This window comes from Amycolatopsis sp. NPDC006125 (assembly GCF_040614195.1).
Classification (GTDB): Bacteria; Actinomycetota; Actinomycetes; order Mycobacteriales; family Pseudonocardiaceae; genus Amycolatopsis_E; species Amycolatopsis_E tucumanensis.
Genome location: NZ_JBEXTZ010000009.1, coordinates 106,913 through 131,322 on the forward strand (window position 1 = coordinate 106,913; position 24,410 = coordinate 131,322).

The window sequence follows — 24,410 nt, forward strand, 5'->3', positions numbered from 1 at the left end:
TTTCCACCTTGCTACAACAAGAGAGAATGAGCCACCACCGTGTGCGACGTCACCTTTCGCACGCAGAAGTAGCTTACTCGTCGTTATTGCTCCGTTCGGCGTAGTGCCAATTTCCACAACCGAGGAGTAACGGAACGCATCCCGACGCGATATAGGCAGCGTTTTTCGTTAGGTCATCGGTGAGGGGTTGCGTCGTGTCCGTGTCTCTGCTCAATCGTGTTTCCCGCAAGGCCGCGGCCGCGTTGCCCGCCGGACTGGTGCAGCTGGCGGTGCGGGTACGCGAGGTCGTCGCGCCGCAGCCTTGGCCCTGGGATGAGGCCGCCGTGCGGCTGCACCGCATGGAAAAGCGCGGACGCGGCCCGCTGCCCTACCCGCATTACCTCTACGGCCTGCTCTCCGCCGCCCGTGCCGCCCGCGCCCTCGGCGCCGAGGCGTTCACCGCGCTGGAGTTCGGCGTCGCCGGCGGCAACGGCCTGCGCGCCCTCGAGGACCACGCCAACCTCATCCACGACTGGTACGGCACCCGCGTCCACGTGGTGGGACTCGACTCCGGCGCCGGACTCCTGCCCGCCAGCGACCCCCGCGACTGCGGTTTCGCCCTGCACTCCGGCGCCTTCGCCATGGACGAAACCGCCCTGCGCGCCCGCCTGCGGCACGCCGAACTCGTCCTCGGCGACGTCACCCACACCACCGCACCACTGATGCAGCGCATCGACAGCGGAGACCTGCCACCCCTGGGATTCGTCGCCCACGACCTCGACGTCTACACCGGCACTCACGCAGCCCTCGACGCCATGACACTCCTCGCCCCGGACCGCACCCTCCCCCGCGTGCCCATGTACTTCGACGACCTCACCGGCTACCCCTACACCACCGAAACCGGCGAACGCGCCGCCATCACCGCCTTCAACGCCAAACACGACACCCGCCGCATCGGCCAGGTCGAAAACCTCGAAAAGACCCTCGGCGGCAGCTCCCGCTTCGCCACCTGGCCCCGCCACATCTTCGTCCTCCACACCTTCAATCACCCCCGCTACAACACACCCGAACCCATCACCGGTCTCCCCGACCTCTCGCTGCGGGACAATCCCCGCGACTGGAGCTGACCACGACACGGGACTGACACGTCAGCGTTCGTTCGGCCTCCGTAGGACATTCCTCTTAACCGTGCAACGTCCCTTGAGGAGCACGTGGCGCACCTGCTGGCTGGAGGCCTTCCTCGTCGGCCGTCATCTGGATCGGCCGCGGCGACGGCTCGGCGCGCATAGGCGTTCCGTCCGACTGTCTCGGCAGTTCGACGAAGGGAAAGATCGGGCCAGCGACCGGCAGTGGAGGCAGAGCGCACCGCAACCGGCCCGCGAGCCTACAGGAATCGACGTGGGCGAGGCTTCCCCGTCCCGGCAGCAGCTGGTCACTGGGCTTGGCGCCGTCGGCACCGTGATGGCGAGCGATGCGGGCGTCTAACCCAGTTCCGGCACCGCGCCCTCCCCAGGCGGATCCGCCGCGGCCTGAGCATCCGCCGGCTGGGGATCTTCCAACGGATCGACGCCCCCGCAGCAGCCCCAGACGGGCAGCTGCACACCTGCATGGCGATCCCGCACTGCGAGAGCTGCACCAGCTGAGACAGCTTCTACGACTTCGCCCTGGCCGGCACCACCAGCAGCCAACCCAGTCCGTCCTCCCACCACCTCATGACCGGACCGTCGCTGGTGGACACGTGGGGCCCGGTGGCGCTAAGCACCAGCAGCAACCGGGCCCGCTACCTCAGGCTTGGGTGGGAGCGAGCCTGGCGTTGGCTACCGGATCGCGGCAAATCAGGAGGCCGCGGCAGTCGCCCTGGAGCAGCAAGCCCAGCAGTTCGTCGACACCCACTACCGGAGCGCGCGATGACCATCAACCTTCAACTTCGCAGATCCCGGACCGCCGCGCTCGTGCCCGCCCCGGCCTGCTCACCACCAGCCTGCCCCTCACCCCGACCGCCACCGCAAGCACCGGCGGCGTGTCAGCCACAGACGGGCAAGACCTCAGAAGCGACTACGCCAACCACCAGGTTGAGGTCAGCCGTCCCGCAGGGCTAGGCCCGGTTCCGGTTCGAGCAGTGCCACCCCTACATCCTCGACTGACGGTGATCGGCGGCGCCTGTAACGCCGATTGGTTCCGCTCGTTTTCCAAGCACCAAGATCCCACCGAGCGTCCTCGTTAGAGTGAACCGGGTGCAAGGACCAGTTCAGCAGCAGGCGCGGGATCACACTCGCCATATGGAGCTGTATTCACTGGGCCAATATGAACCCAAGCCCCACGAACCGAACCCGCCCCGCCAACACACCAGGGAAGATCTCGCCATTCACGTCCCCGAGACTCTTCCCGGCCTCGGCCCCGTTGTTGCGCGCACCCTACTCGACATCCTCAAGGACCTCGCTGGCCAGGACAAGCAGACACCAGATCGGACCTCGTAAAGCGAGTAACGCTTCGATACGGTGAACGCCCACGCACATCGGAAGGTGGCGCGAGGATCACCAATACGAGTCAAGGCCTCCCTTCGTAGCAGGGCGCCACCGCAAGGAGGTTCAAGTGCCCGTTCAGAACGCATCCTTGAACGCAACACAGCTCGCGGTCCTCCAGTGGGTAAACGATGGATGCCCCCAGGGCACCTACGGGGACTGGTCGCATCGCGTTACCGCCCGCGCCCTTCACAACCGCGGCCTGATCCTGGTGAAGGGACGTGGCGCGTCGTGGACAGCAACAGTCACGGACCGCGGCGCCTACTTCCTCACGCACGGCGAGTACCCGTCGGCCGCCGCCAACCGTGGACCCACCCTGCCAGACAACTCGCCAACGGACCACAGCACGGTGCTCCCCGAGGAAACGACCCAGAAGCGATCACTTGCCTCCGGCCGGCCCCCCGATGCCCCACCCAAAGGGGGCCGCACGCCAAAGCCAGGGGTTGTCGACCGGTTGATGCTGTCACTTCAAGCCGCCAGCGGTCACCGCATTCTCGTGCCCGCCAGCGAGCAGGCCCGGTACCGGCGTTTGGCTGTCTCTGCGAAACGGCTCGGACGGCTTCCCGCGGGGATGCAGCTATCCTTCGACTACGTGCAGCGCGACTCTGGATACCTGATGGCCATCGCCCTGGCGCCGCTGCCCGAATGGCAGACCAGGCTCTTAGATCCGGAAGACGAGCCGGAAACGCTGCAACACCCTACTGACGTGGTTCAAGCCCTGATGGAAAGCGAGACCTTTCCCGTCCACGGAGAACCCCGTACCCGGGCATTCTGCCTGATCGACGCACTGGTCATCGGTGCGCGGGGGTCCGGACTTACCGTGTCCGCCCAGCTAGGTCAACACGCGCGACACAGCACGTACACGAACCGGGTCCGCGGTCAAGACGAAGTACGTTTCATGGCCGGTCGTGACAACTTCATTGTCCGGCTCACGCAGGCGATGTTGCAGCGTCCGCATAAGCCAACAGAGCGCGAGCTCGCGCGGGCACGGCGGGGTTACATGTTCCCCGACTTCGACGAAGTGCCAGACAAACACCTTGGCCTCGTCCTTGAGGGGCCAGGCGGACGGTTCTGGGCCGACAGCTGGAGAGACACTGAAGAACACCGCCTGGAAGATGATCTTTCGCAGGTTCTGGAGGAGATGCGTCTTCGCCATGGACACCTGGCCGAGCAGCGCGCCGCCGAGCTTGAGCGGCAACGCCAGGCTCAGCGCGAAAGAGCTGAGCGCGAGCAGCGTGCTGCTGCAGCAAGAGAACGCGCTGCGCTCGCACACCGAGAGCATCTGATTGATACGGAAGCCCGCAACCAAGCCAAACGGTGGAATGAAGCAAACGAGATGCGCGCATACGCTTCGGCTGTGCGGCGACAGGCTTCGACCCTGCCTGCTGTTGCGCAGGCCGATGGGCTGAGGTGGGCGGACAGGATCGCTGCGGTCGCCGATACACTAGATCCGCTTCCCGGCGGCGTTGCCTATCCCGACGTGGCCACCACGCCAACGGCAGCAGATCTGAAACCATTCATGAATTTGTGAGTCACCACCGGTTGTATCCCCAGCGACGCGGGGCGCGCTCATAGCGGACGGGAATTTCTGATGGTTTGAGGGGCCGGTCGACGACGGGGCGGTAATTGGCCGGGGTAATCCGCTCTTCTTCATGGACGCGCTCCATCACCTCGGCGAATATGCTGTGCCCGTTATCCTTCATCTGGTCTATCAGCCGGGTAATGAGCACGTCCAAACGTTGGACCTCCGCCTCGGCCGCGGCCAGCCGCTCATTCATCGTGACGGCGCGGTGACCGCACCAGCCCCGTAACAGTTCGTGCACCGGGCGGCCATGTTCCAGATACCACTGGTACTCCCACTCGGGGTCAGTCGTCGTCTCGTGCCCGTCGTGGACGATCGGGGCACCGCGCTTCGTCTTGTCCCGGTATCGTCGCTCATCCTCTATAACCCATTGGAGTACTGGGTGCGGGTTCACCCGGCATGCGAACTCGGCGAGCTTCAAGGTTCCCTCAGCGGACAGCACCTCCCCATCGGCAGTCGTAAATGAGTCAACCTGATCGATCAGCTCGTTTGCCGGAAGGCCGATGAGTGGCTCCAGCGCGACCGGATCGAAGATCGTCGTCACCCAGCGAACAGGCGACCACTCCCACTCCGCGACCGACGCAGGGATCAGCGCCTCGAATACAGTCGATGCGGCCGTTTGCTCCGGACCGGTCAGCTCGAACGCTGCGAGACGCTCCCAGTTCGCCATCATCTCGTCGTAGCCAGCGACCTCAGCCCATGGTCCGCGAAGCCGGTTAGCTGAAACGTTCTCTTGCTTGCCGGCGTCCTCACCATCGAGAAACTCAACCTCGTAGCGAGCAGTCTTCTTCCGCCTGTCGACCGCAACGATCCGCACCCGCTGCGACCGGTCATAGTCGCGCGCACGGTAAATCTGCTCATCACCGATCTGCACGAGTATCCTTCCCTTCGACGAACGATGGGACGACCATAGTTGCGGAGCAAGATCGCTGCGGCGAGAGGACTCCTAGTCCGAAGCCGGACCCACTCACCGACGGAACCTGCACGGAGCACCACCGGCTGCGCAACGTGCCGACGCCACTAAATGGTGACACGCAGCTTCGGCACGCTGCAGGCTACTCGCCTCATTCCGCGAAAGAGCTGCTCCGCACTCACCCGCAGACGCCCGGCGCACACACGAGACGGTAGCGCCAGCTACGACTGGGTCAGATGCCAGCGGTATCCAGCTCTTAGGGTTGGCTTGCCTCGTCGCACATCTCGAGGACCCTGGCCGGGGCGCGGTCGAGTGTGAAGGTGTCGACAAACACGATCGGGGAGCCGGGGTGCAGACTGGCGGCTATCTTGGCTGTTTCCGCCAGCCGTGGAGCGATCAGCGCCCGGTCGGAACTCTCCAGAGGATGGCGTGCGACGACGACCCCGGTTCCCTCGATCGTGTCGAAGTATGCTGCATGGGCGGGAGTATCTTCGATCATTATCGCGTTGTATCCCTTCGACCAGCGTTCGAGCACTGCTCTCTCACGTGCTGCATCGGGCCGCAGGCCACGTCCCATGAGAACCTCGAAGAGGTCCTGGGCAAGCCGCCAGTCGAGCAGGGCATGGTAGGCCATGTTGCCGTAGTCGCGCAGGCACCGATAGCACGACGAGTCACAGGCCCCCGCATGCTCGTGATCGATGAGTTCCTGGAGGTATCCGTCAATGCGCTCGAGAAGGTCCGGCAGTACGGCGGGGTCGCCCAGGTGGCTGCTGAATCCGGCGCCGTTCTCAAGGGTGTCGGCGACGAACGCGAACGGTGCAGGTGCACCGTTGACGTGGCCGGAGTAGATACCGGCAGTGAGCTCCAGTGGCTGGACATCGAGTAGTGCTGCAGCTGTAGTGCGAAGCAGGAAGGCGAGGGAGAACCATGCGCCGCGCCGCCCCTCGGCGTGATCTCGTGCACCTGATGGCTGTGGCGTCCTCACGGCGAGCCTGAGGTTGATGCCCTGATCACGGGCGGTGGGCTGCTGTGGCCCGAGGAACAGGAAGTCGGTGGGCTGTACCGCCCCGATCGCAACCTCGGTGACCTCCCCGGCCGCGGTGTCGGCGCGCACCAATTCCCGATCAATTGCGTCAACCGACACGAATCCGCCCCAGTTAGGCTGGTCACCTGCGGCGGGTTTAAGGGCAAAGAGCCGCCCGCCGTTGTCGTTGATGACGAAACGACGTCCGGGCCCTGAGTACACCACTGCGCCCTTGTGCTGGACCTGCTTCAGAGTGGCGAGATCAGTGTGGGCGCGTGACGAAATGGATCTCGGCGACCACGAGAAGTTGCCGTCGAAGTCGCGTGAAGGTCCCGCCCGGAATCCGAGTGGCTCACGCAGCGGCATGGTGCTGAAGGTTCCCGGCGGCGCATCGCACCGCGGACAGTTTGCGGGCTGGTCGCATCCGCCGTCGGCGGGGACGTCGGTGAGGTAGGAGCAGGAGCGGCAAACGCTGATGATCCGGGCTGGCCCGAGTGGATCGCTTTCGGGCTGCGGTTGCGGCCGCACGGGCCGGAAGGCGGTGATGCCGACGACCGGATAAACCTTGCCGTCACGGACAACTTCGCTGAGTGGAGCGAATTGGCTCACAGCCATCGCGAGGTCACGGTCGATCACACCGCTGGGCGGCCACGGGTATGCATGCCTGGGCCGGTGCAGATGGAGGTAGCGGACGCTGCTCGGGAAGCCGAACATCGGGAGCACGCCGTCTCCGGCAAGCCGCTGACTCAATTCGTGGTGACCGGACGCACTGTTCACCGACTCGTCGATGGTCCGTACGAGCTGGCCGATGTGGTCACGTGCGAAGTCCGCAGCGGCGCCTGCAAAGGGAGTGTGATCGGCTAAGGCGAGTGCAACCCGGGAGACAGCGTCGTGGTTGTCATGGAGCCACGCCTCAAGCAGCGGGCGGAGCACTGGCCACTCGGCAGTAAGCCCGAAGGCCCCGTGCACGTTGGACGTGAAGTCCATGCCGGCCCCACGTGCGATGGCATCGGCGGCGATGTCGGCCATTGCCAGCCGGAGCACCTCGCTCCGCAGCGACCGCAGGTAGATCTCCTCGCGGCCGAGCGCAAGGTACGGCTCAGGCGTCGGGTCATTCGTGATCGCCTGCGGGCGTTCGAAGTAGTACTCGTCGTGGCTGCGTCCGCGGCAGACCGTCAGTGCGATCGCGACCGGGTTCTCCCGCCGGCCGGCACGTCCAACTCGCTGCTGGTAGTTGAACCGGGTGGGCGGCATGTTGCCCAGTACCACGGCCGACAACGAACCGATGTCGACGCCAGCTTCCATGGTGGTTGTCACCGAGAGCAGGTCGACCGAGTCCGGCAGCTCGCGCTCATTCTGATCGAGGAACACGCCCTGGAATCGCGCCTGCCTGGACTGGGCGTCGAGGCGATCGGTCTGCCCAGTGAGCTCGGCGCAGTGAAGCCGGAAGCGGCCGATGCCACTTGTGGCCTTCCATGCATAGTAGTCGCTGTCAACGTGCAGCTCGGACGGTTGGACTGGAAGCGGGGCGTAGCACTTCGTGCAGCGGCCGCACCCGATGGTTAGGTGCTGCCGTCGGCACTCGGGGCAGGTCCATGCGTGGCTGGCAGGTGCACGCAAGGTCACCTGGGCGGGGTCGATCACAAAGTCTTTGACAGCACCTCTCCATTGAGTGGTGACGATGTCGCGGAGCTCGTCGGCTGACGGGCCGCCGCGGCGCTCGATTTCCTCCCAGAGACCGCGCAGGCGCGGAGGCGGGGCGTCCCGCCGCTCGCGGAGCCCGTTGAAGCGGCGCTGATCGGCTAGAATTCGCAGAGCAGCCCGGGCGTAGGCGGAAGGAGATGTGACCGTTCCATCAGCCGGCCCTGCGTCGTCGTGAAGGGCGAGCCATCCCAGTCCGAGAGACTCGAAGTCCCTTCCGCTGCCGGAAAACAGCCCGTTCAGCATCTCGTTGATCAGGGAATCCTGGATGTCTGCAAGCAGGCTCTGCTGGACAGGGCTAAGGCTTCCGCGGAGACGTGGTGGCGTTGCTCTCCAGTCGTAGAGACTCGTCCACGTGGTGTGGTCTCGCTGGTTCCCTCTGCTTTGCAGGCTCGCTCTCGGTCCCCCCGGGTTAATTCCCATAGACACCAGCTCTGCGGCGAGTTTGTTTGCAAGTTGTTCGAGGGTGAGTGGCCGGGATAGCTGGGAGACCAGTGTCCCCTCGCGCTCCGGGATCGCGCCGGGCGCGTCTTCCCAGATCTCGCGCAACTCGCCGAGGGCTGCGTGATCCCGGTCGTTAAGCCGCCGTACGGCCGCCCACGACTCGTCACTCCGTTCGGCGCGCGCGTAATGGTTCCGGGCTAGGCGCAGGTCGGTTTCCGTGTCGTCGTGCTGCTGGAGCTCGGTGTAGAGCAGCAAGCGCAGGAGGTCCTGATAGTGGCGCAGGCCCAGGCCGGCCGAGAGTTTCGCTGCGTCCTGGCGGCTGTCAGTGAAGACGATGGCCTTGCGCTCATCGTCCGGCAGGTCCCCGGCCAGCTCGGTGGTCAGGACCTGGTTGATCTTTTCGAAACCGGTTCGCATTCCCCGGATCGGCGAGCGTTGCCGCCGTTTGTCAGTGTGTGGCAGGGGATTCGGGCCGTACTTGATCTCCCAGTCGTCGCCACATGCAGGACAGCGGGTTGGGTATGGACTGAGGGACTCTGGTTCCCGCTGAAATCCGCCCGTCTTGGTGCGCTTGACCTTGACGTGGAAGCTCCAGCCTGTGGGCTCGTCCGGCGTGTTGCGGAGTTCGCCGATGTGGGGATCCAGGACGCTGCGCCGGAAGGCGTACTCAACCGCTCTCTTGTCAGCCCACCATTTGTTGGTGTCCAGCTGGGACAGGGCCGGCACCGGCCGGGGCCAGTAGACGAGATAGTTGGCGGCGGTGCGCTCGAGTTTGACCTGGTCTGGCAGTTTCGCCAGTTCCGGGATGTCGGCCAGGAGCATGGTGTCGACGCAGCTGTCCTGCGTGGCGCCCTGGGGGGCGAATCCGCCGAGCAGGACGTCGCCGCAGTTCTGGCAGTACAACAGTTCCAGGACTCGTGCCCCGCAGTCACATCGGGCCGCGGGCTCGGCATACAGCTTGCCCACTGTCCGTTCGGGGTAGGTTCCGCCCGGAATCGCGGCGCATTGCGGATCGGTGCACGCCCACATGCCGGGCACGTTGCGGAAGAAGAGATGGGCCCGCAGCCTGGGATCGCCTGCGGCGGGCGCTGCGGCGAGACTGTCGAGGACACGCCGCAGGACCGGGACGGCGGTTTCAGGCTGCGCATCGGGGAACACCTTCTCGGCCAGTGCTGCCGCAGGCTTCGCCACGGTGGTAATCCGCGAATCGCCGGCGGGCTCCTGGAAGGCACGGCGCAACGCATCCGGGATTTTCAGTTCGCGGGCCAGGCCAGCCAGCTGTTCCGGTGGCGCAAGTTCAAGCTTCGACGCATCGTCTGCCGTCGCCGGCGGTCCAGCCGGCGGCTGGACGGTCTCCCCGGCGATGAACCGGAATGTGCCGGCGTCCACGCCGAAGAACTCCTGCAGGTAGTCCTCGTCACGGCCAGGCTCGAGGGACGCCGAGGCGGCGAGGATGCGCAGCTTGTCCGGTCGCCGGTGCAGCCCGAGCCGGTTCTTCAGGGCCCGGATGAGGTAGGCGACTTCGGTTCCTGCTGTGCCGCGGTACATGTGCAGCTCGTCAACCACGAGGGTGAAGCGGTTATCCGGGGCTTCGTCGAGCCAGGCGCGGGTCGAGTCGAAGAAGTGGCCTTCCCGCTCCCGCAGCAGCATGACGTTAAGCATCGAGTAGTTGGTGATCAGGATATCTGGCGGTGCGGCGGACATGTCCCAGCGGGATCGCATCTCCGCGCCGTCGAGCCGGGGCACGAAGTACTGAATGTCTTCCCGCCCATCCTCCCAGGAACGCTTGATCGCCTGCCGCCCCCGTTCCTCGGTCTGCCGCAGGTACCGGCGCAGGTCCTTTACGGCGAGGTTGTTCCCGGGATGGCCTGTGACTGGGGTGGCGCCGGTGTAGCGCCCGAAGTAGAAGCGGTGCCCCCGGCGGTTAGCGTCCAGCCAGGCGCGCGCCGCGTCACTGTCGAGCGCCTTGCGCAGGCGGGTGAGCTGGTCGTCGACGAGGGCGTTCATCGGGTACAAGATCAGGCCGCGAACCGCTTGAGACCGGCCAGTCTCGCCGGCCCGCTGCTCCCGGAACGCCGCGGAATCCGAACGCCACCACGGCGTTGTCTCCGGTGCCCGTGTGCCGGTCCAGCGCGCGGATTCGGCCAGCAGCGCCGCCAGCACAGGCAGGAGGAACGATTCGGTTTTTCCTGATCCTGTGCCGGCGGTGATCACCATGTTCTGACCGTGGGCCAGTCCGGCTCGCAGCGCATCCTCCTGGTGCCGGTACAGCGGGCGGCCCGGCGGGATGAGGCCTGCTGCGGCGAATCCGGCCAGTTCCGGTGGTGCCCCGGTTGCCTGCATGGACGCGGCGAGGGTCCGCCCCACGTCGACGTACTCGGGTCGCAGCTCAAGCAGCGGGAGCCGGTAGATGCCGCCGTCCCGGTCAAGCAGAGCGCGGCGTTCCTCCGCGAGGCGGGGGTCCATCAGCCCGAAAGGCGTGTCGTAGTAGCGCAGGTACGCGTCGCGCAGGCGCTCAAAGGTGCCGAGCGCACTGAGACGGCGTGCGGGCTCATTGTGCGGAGCGGTCACAGTTGCTCACGCCTCCTCGTGCTTAGGGAATCTGCTCGATGGCCTGGTGCAGCGATTCCGCAACCTGGTTCGCGATCGCGAGGGGCACGTTGCTGTAGCTGCTTGTCTGCGCGGACTGGCTGGACTCGGGCGGGCGGCCGCTGCACAGCGTCAATGCCCTCGCCTGCAGCGCAGGCAAGGGCATGGCGTGGTGGTCCACGAAGAGCGTCCCGATCTGTGTCCGTCCTTCACAGCCCTCGGATCGCCACCGCAGGACGCGGACGCCCCGACGTGCCAGATCGAGGAAGGTGCCGATGGCGCGGTCGCAATGGAACCACTCATCTCCGCGCCGATAGAGGTGGACCATGCGGCCGTTCACCCGCAGACGGTAGAGGCCATAGAGGCGCGGCCTGCCGGTGATATGGACGAATCGTCCGGCGGTGCTGAGGTGCTCCAGCTCCGCCATGCGGGTGGGTGGCGCGGCGGGAAGGCCGAGGCTGGCTATTGGCAGTTGCGCGGCCAGCCGGGCGGCCGCGCAGCCCGCGTACCGGGCTCCGGCGCTGGCCGCCGCCTCCCGCAGCACGGCGACCTCGTCGAACTGGACGAACCAAGAGGCGGGCAAGGGCAGCTCGCCGGGTGCTGGGTCGCTGTGGTGGACGTGGAAGGCGACGTCACTGCCCTGCAGCTGTTCTGCCATACCCGCCGGCCGCGCACCGGTCACGATCGCGGTGCCGTCGGCGGCGGGCAGCCGCACCACGACAGGCGGCGCCGCCGCCCAGCGATCCTGATCCCACCACATCTCCGTGTGGCCAAGTGCAGACAGTTCCCGTACCCACCGTCCGCTTGCAGCGGCCGTGGCGTCCGTGTCTGACGTGCGGGCCAGCCACACCGCACGTTGGCGCAGCTGCCGGATTCCGCCCGCTCCGATCTCGCTCATCCACCGCAGCATCAGGTCAGCGTCCACTGTGCCGCTCCCACTCCTCGCGGTACGCGTCCCAGAGCGGTTCACCTGGCACCTCATGCCGGGCAACCCGTGGCCATAGCGCCATAGAGTCACGATCAAGCTGCGTAAACACGGGGCCGAGCGGGCTCAGCTTCCGGAGCCGCCAGTGGGCGCCGCGGCGCTGGGCCAGCCACGCGGCCGTTCTGGCGGGGATGAGCTCGAAGTAGTAGGGCGGGGATTCGAGCACCGAGGACATTGCCGGCGCGGGCGCCGGCTCGTGTACCTGCTGGCAGGCGCCATTGTGATGCAGCAGCCACGTCTCGTCCTGCCCGCGACGGGCGAGCACCGGTTCCGGATCGTCCGGCCCGGTCACCTCCGCTCCGCAGACCTGAAACGCCGTCCGGTCATCAGTCAGTTGCGCCTGCTTGTTCCAGCCGATCCCGCCCCAGCGCGCCGGGCTGCCGGAGGGCTCGGCGTCAAGGATGTGCAAGGCGAGCCGTTCGCCGTCCACTTGAATCTCGTGCTCGCCGATGCTGAGCGGCCCTCTGCGGCGGAGCGGGATAGGGAAGCCGGACGCGCTGAACGGCGGCTGCTGGCGGACGCCGTCGAGCGCGGCGGTGACTTGGCGATCCGGCTCTCCGCTAGGCAGCAACAGATCGGGCTCGCCGCCCTGCAGATAGAAGCTTCGGCCCAGGTGCCTGGCCAGCGGCAAGCCCTGAGCGAGTTGAGGCCTGGCAACGACGTCCGGGCGGACCGGGGACGACCGCAGCACCGGTGTCTCTCTCAGTGCCATGTCCAAGCGAGCTTGATCACTGAAAGTGACAGCCGTGAAGATTCGCCATCGGGGCAGTAACTGCCGGGTTGTGGGCGCTTGCCTCACTGCCCGCCACCCGCGTTCAGCTGCCCGATCCAGCACCTCCTCGACCTGCGCAGCCACCTCCTCGGACGCCGCGATGACGTGCCGTTCATAGGGGATGACCGACTGGCAGGACAGCCATCCGCCCGCGTCAGGGTCTTCGGCGAGGACGACTACTGAGCTAGGCGCGAAATAGGCGGCGGACTGGCTGCCCTGCAGGCGCACTCCCTTCCGGATGGCCTGAGGTGTGGCGGGAAGTACGGCGTCGGCCAGATACAGCTTGCTGTAGGGGTCCCGGGAGATGCCAACCTCGTACCGCTGGCCACCGATGTCACCCTGCAGGAGATCGGTGTCCACGCCATCTGCGGCCGTGATAGCCCACCTGGCGGTCTGCCTCCTGAAATCAAGAACCAGCCTGATCTCCAGGCACTGAAGCCCATCGTTGGTGACGATGCGCCCGTCCCAGTGCCGCGCCAGCCGGGCAATCGTCGGTTCCAGGAGTGTCACCCTCACCGGGTCACAGACCGTCTCTTGAAACGCCTCGCTGAACCCACGAGGTCTGGACATCCATAGCCTCAACTGGGACAACAGCGCGTGTCGGCCAGGCACGCCGTGGGTCTTCAGGTCAAGCGCGGCGAAGAACCGGGTGAGCTCGGCGCGGTCAGCGCGCCGCAGGACGGCCTGCGAGAGTGGATATCCGATTCGCGTCAGCTCCGGATGATTCATGATCGTCGAGATGCCGAATTCGCCGCCAGCGCTGGTCAGCCAATCGTGCAGCGCGCGCCACATGGCCGCGACCTGGACGAACGCGCCATCCTCACGGAGCGCCCGCCGAATGTCCTGTTGCATCTGCTGGTCCGCATCCGGCGCGAGCGCCTGGGCAAGGCGGATGTAGAAGCTGTGCGCCGCGTTCTCCATGTCGCGGTGCATCCTGGTGGCGGCGAGGACCGTGAGCGCGAGAAGCGGCAACGTCGGTGGTGGCATCCGCCGGTCACCCCGCTGCCACTCTGCCTGCTTCGAGCTCAGCCGCGCGAACATGTGCCGCCCGCGGGCAACGTCGACCTCCTCGGCAACCGCGGCGGACAACGCTGTGGCTGCGTCGTCTCCGGCCCCGGACCAGAGTCGCTGCAGTTCCTCGTCGTCGACGAACAACACGACGGGGACCCCGCTCCGGAAGAACATGTCGGCGAACAACTCTTGCCACCAGTGGTAGCCGGCTGGAGCCCGCGGTGAACCGGTAGCTGACTGACTACACACAGTGCTCATCGGCGCCTTCACCCCAGCCGTAAACCTGGGCTGCTGTCACCTTGCGTTCAGTCGTTGCCGGTGAACTGCGCGTCGAGCTGCCCTCGTCGTTCGCGTCGTTTCGTATCCCCTCTGTCGCCGGATGAAGGCCCGGTGTTACACGCTGTGCAAGCGTGCGTCGGTCGGGCAGAGGCCAAGCGGGGTGGCCCCATCCCCCTCAACGCATCCCGCCCCTGCCTCGACCGGCGAGGCCTTTACGGGAGGCGCCTGGTCGCCGGCTAAACAGGATGTCGTGACGGCCAGGAGTGACATGGGCAGGTACGGGCCAGAGGCGTACGCGCCGGACGGCACCCTGTGGTGGCGGCTGACGATTGCACCGGGCAAGAAGAAGCTCAAGTTCGGCGATGAGCAGAAGATCTCTGCTTACCTCGCCTGCCATGTGGGTCAGGACGGAACTTTCACGATGCGGATGCTCCGCGAGGCGCTTGGCGAGGAGACTGTGCCGAACGACAAGGAGCATCTCAACCGGCGGCTGCGCAACCTGCGGCGCCGTGATGGCTGGACAATCGCTTCACAACGCGATGATGGCAGCCTGTCTCACGACCAATACCGCATCGTGAAGATCGGTTGGCATCCTGGCACCGGCACACCTCGCCCCGCCGACGACCAGCCGAAGGACAGCACCCGCCGTAAAGTCTACGAGCGTGATGCGGGCAAATGTGTAATCTGCGGGATAGGGTCCCGAGAGGAGTACGACGACCAGCCCGGACGGACCGCTAGGCTCACGCTCGGTCACCGGATCCCAGGAATGCGCCTCAGCAAGGAGGCCACGGTCGACGAGCTGCAGACAGAGTGCGCACGCTGCAACGAACCAGTACGGGATGAGATGCACGATCCGCCGCGCCTGTCCGAGGTCCTGCCATCCCTCCGCGGGCTCAGTGGCAAGGAAAAACGCGAGCTCCTCCGCCGGCTCCTTAATAACCGGCACACCCGCACCAAGCTCGACGAACTCCACGATCAGGCACGGCGGCTGTCGGCTTCAGAGCGGGAACAACTGATGGATGAGCTGCGCAAAATGGTGCGTGACCACTGAGTTATCCACGGCTTGGCGGTCGACCTGCACGGCTGCCAGCGATACGTCCAGGCCAAGCACGTCAGGACAGGCGGCCGACGGTGATTGCCACTCAATCTCAAAGTGCGAAGCCTCGGCCAGCTGCCCCCGGGATAGACTCGCCGGGCAACAACCTGGCTGCACGTGCATGAAACTGTCGGCGCTGCGGGGCTAGCCTGGCGAAAGAAGGCAGAATCCGTAGGCATTCTGGGGGAATGCATGCTGGTGACCACGTCCGGCGAGGTCTGCTCCCTATTCCTCTCCGCGCCGGGAGGGCGGGCGGAGTATGACCGCTGGATCGGCCGGCGGCGCCTGCATCGCGCCGGCGTCATCCGGACCGTGCAGAACCATGAGACACGGGTGCTTTATACCCTTACACCGGGTGATGTCGAACGGACATTCCGGGAGAACGAGCACCCGCTGGGCGACATCAGCCGCCGAACTGTCGAACGCATCGGCAAGGCCAAAAACTGGTATCCGTCCTACGCCTTTACCCATCTTCTACACTTCCTGCTCGAAAAAGAAGGCAAGCTGCCAACCTGGCAGGAGTTCCACCGCTTCTTCACCGCAACGGACGAAGGCTGGGCGATGCTCGGCCGGGAGGCGGAGGGCCGCCTGCACGAACTCATAGCGGACGGCGTCAGGAGGGCTGTCGCGAAGGATGCCCTGACGTGGCGCATCGGCAACGCCTACTACGGGCTTGTCCGTGACATCTACACGCTGGTGCATCTGCGCGCGTCCGGTGTTGACGCCCGGGCGCATCCCCTCGCCGACGCACTGTTCAGGACTGATTGCTGGATCGGGCGGCACATTCTGAGCGTCCGGGTGGGCAACTCCGAGTTCGCGTTAGGCTCCCGCGGGCGGAAGAAGTCGCCGGTATCGCTGCTCAACGACGCCGATCCGCCGTTCACGTTCAGCACGATCGAGCTTGCCCCCGCCGAGGAGTACGGGACCGTGCACCTTCCCGCGATCGAGAGCATCGCCGCTCATGCCCGCCAGCTGGCCCAGCTGCCTGCCGCACAGTAGCGTTTGCGGGTTCCGCCGCGGACGCCACACAGCCACTTCCCGCGCCCGGCAGCCCGGACAGAAGTGCCGGAAGTGTCGCTCCCTCCGGATAACCTTCATGCGTGATCGAGTCACTTTTCCAGGACACCGACCCTGAGCTGGACAAAGTCAAGGCCGAACTGCTGGCCATACCCGACTTCAAGAGACGGGCGGCCCTGGCGATCCGCCGCACACTGGACATGCTGCTTGACGGCCCCAACACCGGCCGCTACCGCTGGGAGCAGCTGCACAAGACCGAGAAAACGCATTGCGGCACCCTGATCGAGATCAACCTGCAGCGGGAATTCAACTTCGCCGACGGGGCTAAGCTCGACTACTCCATCGCGGGAGTCGACGTGGACTGCAAGTACTCCCACGGAAGGAGCTGGATGATCCCGCCGGAAGCCTTCGGCAAGCTGTGCATGGTCGTCGCGGCCAGCGACCAGGACGGCATCTGGAGCCTCGGCATCGTCCGCGTCCGGGACGAGTACCTCAACGCCGGCCGCAACCGCGACATCAAGGCCACCCTGAACCCCCTCGGCAAAAGCAACATTCACTGGCTGTTCCACGAGGCACCGCTGCCGGAGAACGTTCTGCTCCGCCTGACCCCGGCCGACATCGAGGCGATCTTCAGCCAGCCCAGCGGGCAGCGGCGGCTTAAGGAGCTGTTCCTGCGGGCCCAGGGGCGGATCATCCGCAGGGCCGTCGTGGGCACCGTCGCCCAGCAGCTGGACTTCATGCGGCGAGCACGCGGCGGCGGCGGCGCACGAGACCTCGCTGACCAGGGCATCGTGGTACTGGGCCAGTACAGGCTGCACCAGAAGGCTGCCGCCGACCTCGGCCTGCCCGTCCCCGGAGACGGCGAGTTCGTCAGTGCACGCCTCGTGCCCCGGCAGCCCCACCACGAAGACCGCGGCACCTTCACAGACGCGAACGGCACGGAGTGGGTGGTCGCCCTGCCGGGCGACCCCATCGCCCCGGCCCCGCAGATCCCCCACAAGTAGTAATCCGGCGTGTCGGTAGCGGTCCGCGGTCACGATCCGCTAGGTTCGAACCCGTGTTCGAGAACGTGGGTCACGCGGCGCGCCGCCTCATCGGTGGGCTCGTGCTCCCAGACCCGGACTACCACCCATCCCGCGGCCTGCAGCGCCTGGTCGGCCAGCCGGTCCCGCTCGACGTTGCGGCGCAGCTTCGGCGCCCAGTACCAGTCGTTCGTGGTCGGCTGCCGGCCATGCAGCGGACACACGTGCCAGAAGCAGCCGTCCACGAACACGGCAACCTTGCGTGCGGTGAAGACAATGTCAGGCCGCACCCGCACGCCCCCGTCGAGCCGGAGGAGCAGGTCCTTGCGGTACCGGTAACCCTGCGCATGGAGGGCGCGCCGCAGCGCCAGCTCCGGCTTGGTGTCCGTCCGGCGGTTAGCGCGCATGTTGCGCGAGCGGCCTTCGTTGAGCGGCGAGGGGTAGGCCCCCGCTGCACCTGCAGCCTTACCACCCACGCTACTGTCCATGCCCGACACGATCATCCCGGTTCCCGCAGGAGCACATCAGCTCCCGCGGTGCCGGACCCTACCGCACGGCCAGCCGGCCAACGGGCACACCACCAGCGAAGGGAGCGCCGATGGGGAACCTGACGGTCGTCGAGATCTGCGCCGGCGCAGGCGGGCAGGCGCTCGGGCTTGAGCGAGCAGGCTTCGAACACGAGCTCGCGATCGAGCTTGACCCGGCCGCCTCCGCAACCTTGCGCGCCAACCGTGACTGGCACGTCATCACCGGCGACGTGGCTGAGCCCGCAGTGTGGGAAGAAGCACACCGCAACAAGCTGGCCCTGCCGGAGAAGTTCGACCTGCTCGCCGGCGGGGTCCCCTGCCCCCCGTTCAGCATCGCAGGCAAGCAGCTCGGCGCGAACGATGAGCGGGATCTGTTCGCCTGGGCCGTCGAGCAATGCAAAGTGCTCAAGCCCAAGGCACTTCTACTGGAGAACGTGCGCGGCCTGAGCATGCCCCGCTTCTCCGGTTACCGGCAGCACGTCCTCGACCGGCTGGGCGAACTCGGGTATGTCGCCGAATGGCGGCTCCTCCACGCCTCGGACTTTGGCGTGCCCCAGCTGCGGCCGCGGTTCGTGCTCGTGGCGCTGCAGGATGAGTACGCTCCCTACTTCCGCTGGCCGGAGCCACAAGGCGAGGCACCCACCGTGGGCCAGACGCTCAAAGGGATGATGGGCGCACGGGGCTGGAAGGGCACCGAAGAGTGGGTTGAGAAAGCCAACGACATCGCACCGACGATCGTCGGTGGCTCCAAAAAACACGGGGGCGCGGACCTGGGCCCCACCCGCGCGAAGCGTGCCTGGGCACAACTCGGGGTCGATGCGATGGGTGTCGCGGACCAGCCACCTGGACCGGACGACGAGTACCCGGTCGGCCCGAAACTGACGACCGAGATGGTCAGCTTGCTTCAGGGATGGAACCCTGAGTGGAACTGGCGCTTTGAGGGCAGGAAAACCTCACGCTACCGCCAGATTGGCAACGCGTTCCCTCCACCAGTCGCCGAGGCAGTCGGGCGCTCGGTCAAGGCCGCCCTGCTGAAGAAGGGCAGTCCATCAGAACGCACGGTCGACACCGCGCATGACCCGATTTACCGGGCCCTGCGAGCCGCCGATGGATACCTGACCGCCAGCCAGATCGCCCGCGCAATCGGTGTCACGCTCGAAACGCACGAGCTGGAACGGCGAATCAGCCTGCTCAGCCGTGATTTTGACTTAGACGTCCGCAATGGCAGCAGCACGACGGCTTACAAGATCGGCCAGTTCAAGGCCTTCACCGGCCAGGACGACCACGTTCGTCATGACCTCTTTCTCCAGAACCGCGCCAGGATCAGCTAAAGTACACACAATCCGCGCAAGGCACGGCAACCAGACAGAGCAACTCATGGTACTTGCGTTAGAGGGTTGCATCGACACGGTCCAAGCTGGCCCCGCGTCAACCTTTAGCCATTAGGTGAGTGAGCCCGCCCCGCGCCAGGCGGGCTGGTGCGTGCCCCGGTAGAACTTCACGGCCGTGCCTCCGCCCGCCGCCGGGACAGCACCCGCTACCACCACCACGGTGGCCAGTGCCTTGCCGGCAAGTTGTCTGGGTAGCAGGGTCAGTGACCCGAACGCGAACGGCACGAACACCGCGCTGTCCACGACGAGTCCGCCCGCGTTCGCCCCGTCATTACCATCACCCGGCCTCGCGCCCGCAGAGAGCTGTAGAGCCAGGAGTCCAAGAGCTCGGAGGCCAGGAATGCCGTCGCACTGGCCGCAGCGATCCGAGGTGAGGTCACCAGCGCCGACAGGGCGGTACCCGCGACGATAGCGGCACCGACACGAGCGATCCCGAACGAGGTCCTGCACGACATCCGCGCGGCGAGCACGACACCCACCACCAGCGCACCGGCCGGGATGACGAGGGAGCCGAGCACGAGGACGTAGTGGGTGCTGGTCCAGTTCGTCGCGACCGCGCCCGGCAAGGTAGCCCGCGAGCGCAACCCATCCGCCGGTGGCCGCGCGCGGAGCCCGGCCGACGACGCTCATGCGCCACCATTCGCGTTGAGTGGTTTCCGGAGGACGATGACGTCTTCGTGGGCGATGAGGTGCAGCGGGAGTCCCTGTTCGCGTTGTTTGCGGATGAAGTCGCGTTGGAAGAAGCTGCCACGGGCGACGAGGCCGTCCTCGGCGACACGCGCCAGCAGCGCCACGCACCGCTCGACCGGTACCAGCGCCGCCGCGGCGCCGCAGGCGATGATCTGGGCGGGCAGGTCGATGAGTTCGGAGTGCTCTCGCCACGGGCGCACCGTGATCGCGACGTGCCCGCCGGGGCGCAGCACGGCTGCGCAGCCGGTGAGGATGCGGGTGAACCCCGCGAGGAGGCGGTGGTGGCCGACGTTGGCGAGGTTGCCGCGGTCGAGCGCGTTGCCGTAGCGGTGGTGGTACTTGTGCACCTTGCCGTCGCCGCTGGGGTCGCCGGCGGTGACGACCTGCCCGTGGGTGGAGGGCCCGTACGGGGGTGAGGTCACCACGAGGGTGACCTGCCCGCGGTGCCGGGCCGGCAGGATGTGCGGCAGCTGCCGGGCGTCGCCGTGCACGACCTCGGCGTCATGGTCGTGGCCGCGTGCGCGCGCCAGGTCGAGGTTGGCGCGGGCGACGGCGACCCAGTGCGGCTCGTACTCCACGCCGACCGCGCGCCGCCCGGCGTCGAGCGCCTCCACCAGGGTCGTGCCGGCCCCGGCCATGGGGTCGAACACCAGGTCGCCGGGGCGGGTGTAGTGGCGGATCGCGTGTGCGGCGACGGCGGGCAGCATCTTCGCGGGGTGGGCGGTCGTGTCGGGCACGTAGCTGCCTTTGCGCTGTGCCGCCGCGGAGGTCTGTGCGGTCACCCACACCGACAGCGGCAGCTCGCCCGGGTCGGTCGTGCCGGGGTGGTCGGGTGTGGTGTCGATGGCGTCGATGAGCGCGCGCGGGATCGGCACGGTCGGCTCATCGCCGAAGGCTGTGGAGGTGTTCATGCGTGGTCTCCTGCGGGCTCGCTGGGCTGGGCGAAGACGAGGACGTCGCCGTGTGCGCGCAGGTGCGGCGCGGGCAGACCACGGACGGTCGCGCGGTGCCGCGCGGCCTCGTAGTTGACGGCGGCGGCCGGGGTCGGTGCGGTGCGCAGCTGGCCGTCGCGGACCGGGGTGTGCAGGGTGACGATGTGCTGCAGGTAGAGCAGGTCGGCGTTTTGCGCGGCGGCGATGATGGCGCCGGTGGGGTCGGTCAGGTGCCCGTGGTTCCAGTCGCTGTGGGTGTAGACGGCGAGGATGCCGCCGAAGCGCAGCCAGGCGGCGGCCATCAGCGCCAGCCGGTCCAGCGACACGACCGCGGCGGCATCGGCGGGTAGTGAGATGAGGATCAGGTCGACCCGGTCGCCCGGCTCCACCGCCGTCGGTTCGGGCGTCGGCGTGTCCGCGGTGGGCGTTGCGGCACGGGTGACGAGGTCGGCCCAGAACGGTCGGGACTGCCCGTCGGTGCTGTCCGGTTCGAAACCGGCGAGCGCTTCCATGTCGCGGTTGAGCGCGCGCACCGCGTTCATTGCGTTCTCGTCGGCGTTCGGGCCGAGCAGGACGCGGGACCGGGGTGCGCTGAACGAGGTCGTCAGCGCTTCCACGATCGGCACCGGCCACGGTTGGTCGCTGTCGATCGGGTCGGGGCCGCACGTCCACACGGTGGCCGGGATGGGTGACGCGGTGGAGCGTCGCGTCGTGGTGCGTGCGCCGGGGCGGGAGGTGGCGTGTGGTCGGGGTGTGCGGGCTCCGGGGTAGGGCGGGCGGTCGCCTCCGCGGCGGGTGCGCGGTGGACGGGTCGCGTCGCCGCGGCGGGCGGGGCGGCCGTCCGGGGACTGCGATCGCTGGGTCATTCGAGGGCCCTCCGGGGTTGAGAACGGCGGGGCCACGCGGGGTGAGCACGTGGCGCTGTCCTCCCCTAACTCCGCACCGCAGATCCCTTCGGGACATCGGTCGATCTCGCGGCAGCAGGACGGTGATCAGACGCAGGTCCAGGCCCTGAAACGACGTCGTTGAGGCGCTTGTGAGGCGGTTTTGTCACGCCTGTGAAGCGGGCTTGCGGCGGGTTTGATGCGCCGCGAATGGCTCTATGGCGATCCGTCAGTTCCCCCGCTGTCTGGGAGGTCGTCATGGATCTGTCTCTGTCCGCGAAAGAGCCGAAGAACCCGGTCTTTTTCGTGCGGCGCAAGCCGGTCGCGGTCGAGCACGAGAACGTGTTCGATTTGGCGTGGCGCAGCTTCGAGTGGCTGGTGTCCGGGCCGGACCCGGTCGCCGTCGATGGCCGCGCCATCGAGGGGCTGCCGCGGCGCCTGCTGCCGTTGGACGAGCTGGGTACCGCGCTGCTCGCGCGCTCCTGTTCGCAGTCCACGCGGGATGCGGCGTGGCGGTATCTGGTGACGCGCTCCCGCGCCGAGGGCGGCACCTGGACGGTGGCGTGCACAGGCCTGGCGTTGCCGGTGCTGTTGCCGGTCGCGCGCAGCTTGACGCGCGAGTTCGCCGGTGACCGGGACGACGTGTACTCGGCGATCCTGACCGGCTTCCTCGACGGTCTGCGCGAGGTCGATCTGGACCGGCCGGCGATCCTCGTGCGCCTGCGGTGGACGGCCTACCGAGCGGGGGCGCGGACGGTGCGGGAGGCGTTGGACAGGCCCCGGCCGCGCGAGGATCTCGGCTTCCGTTCGGCACCGCCGGTACGGGCGGGAAGTCACCCGGATCTCGTCCTGGCCGCGGCGGTCGAGGCGGGAGCGATCAGCGCCGCCGAGGCGAGCCTCATCTCCGCGACGCGCCTCGGGGAGCTGTCGCTGGCCGAGGCCGCCCAGTCCCGCGGGCAGACCTACGAAGCCGCCAAACGGGCCCGCCTGCGCGCCGAGGCGCGGCTGCTCGCGCACCTCGCCGCCGACACCGACAACAGCCGAACGCACCGCGCCCGGCGACGAGGAGCGCAGCGTCGGGTGTCCCGGACGGACGCGAAATCCGGAGTTAGCCGGCGCGGGTCTCACGCGCCCGCCGACCGCGCTCACCCTCCACGCCGGACCGCCACCCGGTCGGACGTGCCGACGACTCGGAAGGTCCGCTGATGCGTCAGCTTCGTCCCCCACGCACCCGCCGCCATCGCGCATTGCTCGCCGGGTGGCTCATCGGCGCCGCGCTGCTTCTGACATCGCCGGCCGCCCGGGCGGAGACGGTGCATGTCGTCGCGCTCGCGGCGACGGTCGACGAGGTGCTCAACAACATCCGCAACTGGATCATGGGCATCCTCGCCGGCGTCGCGATCGTGTTCCTCACGATCGGCGGGCTGCGCTACCTGATGGCCTCCGGTGATCCCGGTGAAGTGGAGAAGGCCAAGGGCGCGTTCAAGGCCGCCGGCATCGGCTTCGGGCTGGCCGCGCTCGCCCCGCTCGTGGTCGAGATCCTCAAGGGCATCGTGGGCGGGGTGTGAGCCATGACCACCCCATCCACCCACCCGCCCCAACCGTCCCGGCGGCGCGCGGCGCGCACGCTCGCGGTGCTGGTGCCGCTGCTCGCGGCGCTGGCCGGACTCGCGTTCGCCACCGCCAGCTCGACACCGCCAGCGACCGCGGCCGCAGTCGCTCCGGCGCAACCCCCGCCGCTACCCCTGCCGCCCACCGAACCGTCGTGCACACCAGGCTCGACCGACCCGGCCTGCATCCTGCCGACCGGCAACCCACCGCCGCCCTCGGGAGTGCCGAGCACACCGCTGGTGCCGGACCCAACAACGCCGCCGGTGTCGTGCTTCCCCGGCGCCTTGATGCCCGAATGCACCGGCACACCGGCACCCACCACTCCTCCGTCATGTGAGGGGCCGAACTGCATTCCGCAGCCGACCCCGCTCGAACCCGGCGGCCCCGGCCAGACACCGGTGCCGGGGCAGGACGGGGAGGACGCGGACGAGTGCGGCATCACCGACCCGGTCGCCTGCGTCACCGAGGCGATCGACGACTTCTTCCGCACCGTGGTGACCGACGCACTCAACCCGTTGCTCGAGCTACTCGGGAAGACGCTGCTGACCACCCCCGAGCCGTCCTCGCTGCCGAGTGTCGGGCAGCTGTGGACGGAGTCGTGGCAGATCCTGCTCGCCGTCTACGTCATCATCGTGGTCGTCGCGGGGATCGTCGTGATGGGCTACGAGACCCTGCAAACCCGCTACACCATCAAGGAGATCGCACCCCGGGTCGCGATCGGGTTCCTCGCCGGGACACTGTCGCTGTTCGTGGCGACCAAGGCGATCCAGATCGCCAACGCGCTCGCCCAGGCCGTCATGGGCGAGGGCGTGAACCCGCAGACCGCGGGCAAGGCGCTGACCGACATGGTGCTCGGCGCGCTCAACGGCGGCGGGCTGTGGCTCATCTTCATCGGGCTCGCGCTCGCCGTGATGGTCGTGGTCCTGCTGCTCACCTTCATCGTCCGGGTGATGCTCACCGTGCTGCTGATCGCGGCCGCCCCGATCGCGCTGATGTGGCACGCCCTCCCGCACACTGAGGGCATCGCGCAGGCGTGGTGGAAGGCCTTCGGCGGGGTGCTGGCCATCCAGGTCGGGCAGTCGCTGGCGATGGTCGTGGCGTTGCGGGTGTTCTTCGCCCCGGGCGGGTTCACCGTGTTCGGGCCGACGCTGTCAGGGTTGGTGAACCTGCTGCTGTGTCTGGCGCTGATGTGGGTGCTGATCAAGATCCCGTTCTGGTGCCTGGCCCCGCTGCGCACCGGGCGCCGGTCGCTGCTCGGTTCCCTCGCCCGCGGCGTCATCGCCTACAAGACGATGGGCCTACTCGGCGGCGCCGGCACCGCCCACGGCGGAAAGAGCGGCAAGCGACCCGCCAGCGGTGGCGGTGGGGGTGTTGCGGCGGCCCCTCCGGCGACCCGGTCGGGCCAGTTCATGCTGCCGCTGCGGCCGGCCGGCTACGAG

Annotated in this window: 16 protein-coding genes; 9 read left to right on the forward strand and 7 right to left on the reverse strand. The window is 67.4% G+C overall.

The genetic code is table 11. The features are described 5' to 3' along the window. Positions 1-194 precede the first annotated feature (194 nt). Both ABZ193_RS07475 and ABZ193_RS07480 read left to right on the forward strand, forming a co-directional pair. Positions 195-1,106: a hypothetical protein gene (locus tag ABZ193_RS07475; protein ID WP_354709264.1), complete on the forward strand. Its 912-nt coding sequence runs from the start codon at positions 195-197 to the stop codon at positions 1,104-1,106. A 1,465-nt stretch (positions 1,107-2,571) separates the two neighbouring features. Then, positions 2,572-4,032: a hypothetical protein gene (locus tag ABZ193_RS07480; protein ID WP_354709266.1), complete on the forward strand. Its 1,461-nt coding sequence runs from the start codon at positions 2,572-2,574 to the stop codon at positions 4,030-4,032. A gap of 1 nt (position 4,033) precedes the next feature. On the opposite strand, the gene ABZ193_RS07485 is transcribed toward ABZ193_RS07480, so the two are convergent. From ABZ193_RS07485 to ABZ193_RS07500, 4 genes are all read right to left on the reverse strand, one after another. Then, positions 4,034-4,957 carry a hypothetical protein gene (locus ABZ193_RS07485; protein ID WP_354709267.1) on the reverse strand — a complete coding sequence of 308 codons (924 nt, stop codon included), beginning with the start codon at positions 4,955-4,957 and terminating at the stop codon, positions 4,034-4,036. Between the two features lie 295 nt (positions 4,958-5,252). Next, positions 5,253-10,736, reverse strand: coding sequence for a DEAD/DEAH box helicase (locus ABZ193_RS07490; protein WP_354709268.1), 5,484 nt, complete (start codon positions 10,734-10,736; stop codon positions 5,253-5,255). A gap of 22 nt (positions 10,737-10,758) precedes the next feature. After that, positions 10,759-11,652: a hypothetical protein gene (locus ABZ193_RS07495; RefSeq protein ID WP_354709269.1), complete on the reverse strand. Its 894-nt coding sequence runs from the start codon at positions 11,650-11,652 to the stop codon at positions 10,759-10,761. Between the two features lie 16 nt (positions 11,653-11,668). Continuing rightward, entirely contained in the window at positions 11,669-13,669 is a 2,001-nt protein-coding gene (locus tag ABZ193_RS07500) for a hypothetical protein (protein WP_354709270.1), read from the reverse strand. 400 nt (positions 13,670-14,069) lie between these two features. On the opposite strand from ABZ193_RS07500, the gene ABZ193_RS07505 reads away from it, so the two are divergent. The 3 genes from ABZ193_RS07505 to ABZ193_RS07515 all read left to right on the forward strand — a co-directional run bounded on the left by ABZ193_RS07505 (position 14,070) and on the right by ABZ193_RS07515 (position 16,918). Then, positions 14,070-14,852, forward strand: coding sequence for a hypothetical protein (locus ABZ193_RS07505; protein ID WP_354709271.1), 783 nt, complete (start codon positions 14,070-14,072; stop codon positions 14,850-14,852). A gap of 162 nt (positions 14,853-15,014) precedes the next feature. Continuing rightward, positions 15,015-15,896, forward strand: coding sequence for a hypothetical protein (locus ABZ193_RS07510; protein ID WP_354709272.1), 882 nt, complete (start codon positions 15,015-15,017; stop codon positions 15,894-15,896). Positions 15,897-15,997: 101 nt separating this feature from the next. Continuing rightward, complete coding sequence (locus ABZ193_RS07515; protein WP_354709274.1) at positions 15,998-16,918, forward strand: NaeI family type II restriction endonuclease; 921 nt, start codon at positions 15,998-16,000, stop codon at positions 16,916-16,918. Between the two features lie 29 nt (positions 16,919-16,947). On the opposite strand, the gene ABZ193_RS07520 is transcribed toward ABZ193_RS07515, so the two are convergent. Continuing rightward, positions 16,948-17,424, reverse strand: a complete 477-nt coding sequence (locus ABZ193_RS07520; protein ID WP_354709275.1) for a very short patch repair endonuclease — start codon at positions 17,422-17,424, stop codon at positions 16,948-16,950. Between the two features lie 110 nt (positions 17,425-17,534). On the opposite strand from ABZ193_RS07520, the gene dcm reads away from it, so the two are divergent. After that, a complete protein-coding gene (gene dcm / locus ABZ193_RS07525; protein ID WP_354709276.1) occupies positions 17,535-18,794 on the forward strand; it encodes a DNA (cytosine-5-)-methyltransferase in 1,260 nt (419 codons plus the stop codon). Between the two features lie 686 nt (positions 18,795-19,480). Here dcm and ABZ193_RS07530 read toward each other — a convergent pair. Further along, positions 19,481-20,455, reverse strand: coding sequence for a DNA methyltransferase (locus ABZ193_RS07530; protein ID WP_354709277.1), 975 nt, complete (start codon positions 20,453-20,455; stop codon positions 19,481-19,483). After that, positions 20,452-21,102, reverse strand: coding sequence for a hypothetical protein (locus tag ABZ193_RS07535; RefSeq protein ID WP_354709279.1), 651 nt, complete (start codon positions 21,100-21,102; stop codon positions 20,452-20,454). The genes ABZ193_RS07530 and ABZ193_RS07535 overlap by 4 nt, the downstream gene beginning before the upstream one ends. Positions 21,103-21,618: 516 nt before the next feature. Here ABZ193_RS07535 and ABZ193_RS07540 point away from each other — a divergent pair. The 3 genes from ABZ193_RS07540 to ABZ193_RS07550 form a co-directional block, all read left to right on the forward strand. Continuing rightward, positions 21,619-22,566: a sigma-70 family RNA polymerase sigma factor gene (locus ABZ193_RS07540; protein WP_354709280.1), complete on the forward strand. Its 948-nt coding sequence runs from the start codon at positions 21,619-21,621 to the stop codon at positions 22,564-22,566. Then, positions 22,566-22,928, forward strand: coding sequence for a pilin (locus ABZ193_RS07545; RefSeq protein WP_354709281.1), 363 nt, complete (start codon positions 22,566-22,568; stop codon positions 22,926-22,928). Before ABZ193_RS07540 ends, ABZ193_RS07545 begins: the two co-directional genes overlap by 1 nt. Before the next feature lie 3 nt (positions 22,929-22,931). After that, the coding region (locus ABZ193_RS07550; protein ID WP_354709282.1) for a hypothetical protein at positions 22,932-24,410 on the forward strand (1,479 nt) is incomplete at its 3' end.

Bases quoted from the DNA above. Each gene is read 5' to 3' on its own strand.
- ABZ193_RS07495 (WP_354709269.1), bottom strand. From the start codon at position 11,652: ATGAGCGAGATCGGAGCGGGCGGAATCCGGCAGCTGCGCCAACGTGCG.
- ABZ193_RS07505 (WP_354709271.1), top strand. From the start codon at position 14,070: ATGGGCAGGTACGGGCCAGAGGCGTACGCGCCGGACGGCACCCTGTGG.
- ABZ193_RS07520 (WP_354709275.1), bottom strand. From the start codon at position 17,424: ATGGACAGTAGCGTGGGTGGTAAGGCTGCAGGTGCAGCGGGGGCCTAC.
- dcm (WP_354709276.1), top strand. From the start codon at position 17,535: ATGGGGAACCTGACGGTCGTCGAGATCTGCGCCGGCGCAGGCGGGCAG.
- ABZ193_RS07530 (WP_354709277.1), bottom strand. From the start codon at position 20,455: ATGAACACCTCCACAGCCTTCGGCGATGAGCCGACCGTGCCGATCCCG.
- ABZ193_RS07540 (WP_354709280.1), top strand. From the start codon at position 21,619: ATGGATCTGTCTCTGTCCGCGAAAGAGCCGAAGAACCCGGTCTTTTTC.
- ABZ193_RS07545 (WP_354709281.1), top strand. From the start codon at position 22,566: ATGCGTCAGCTTCGTCCCCCACGCACCCGCCGCCATCGCGCATTGCTC.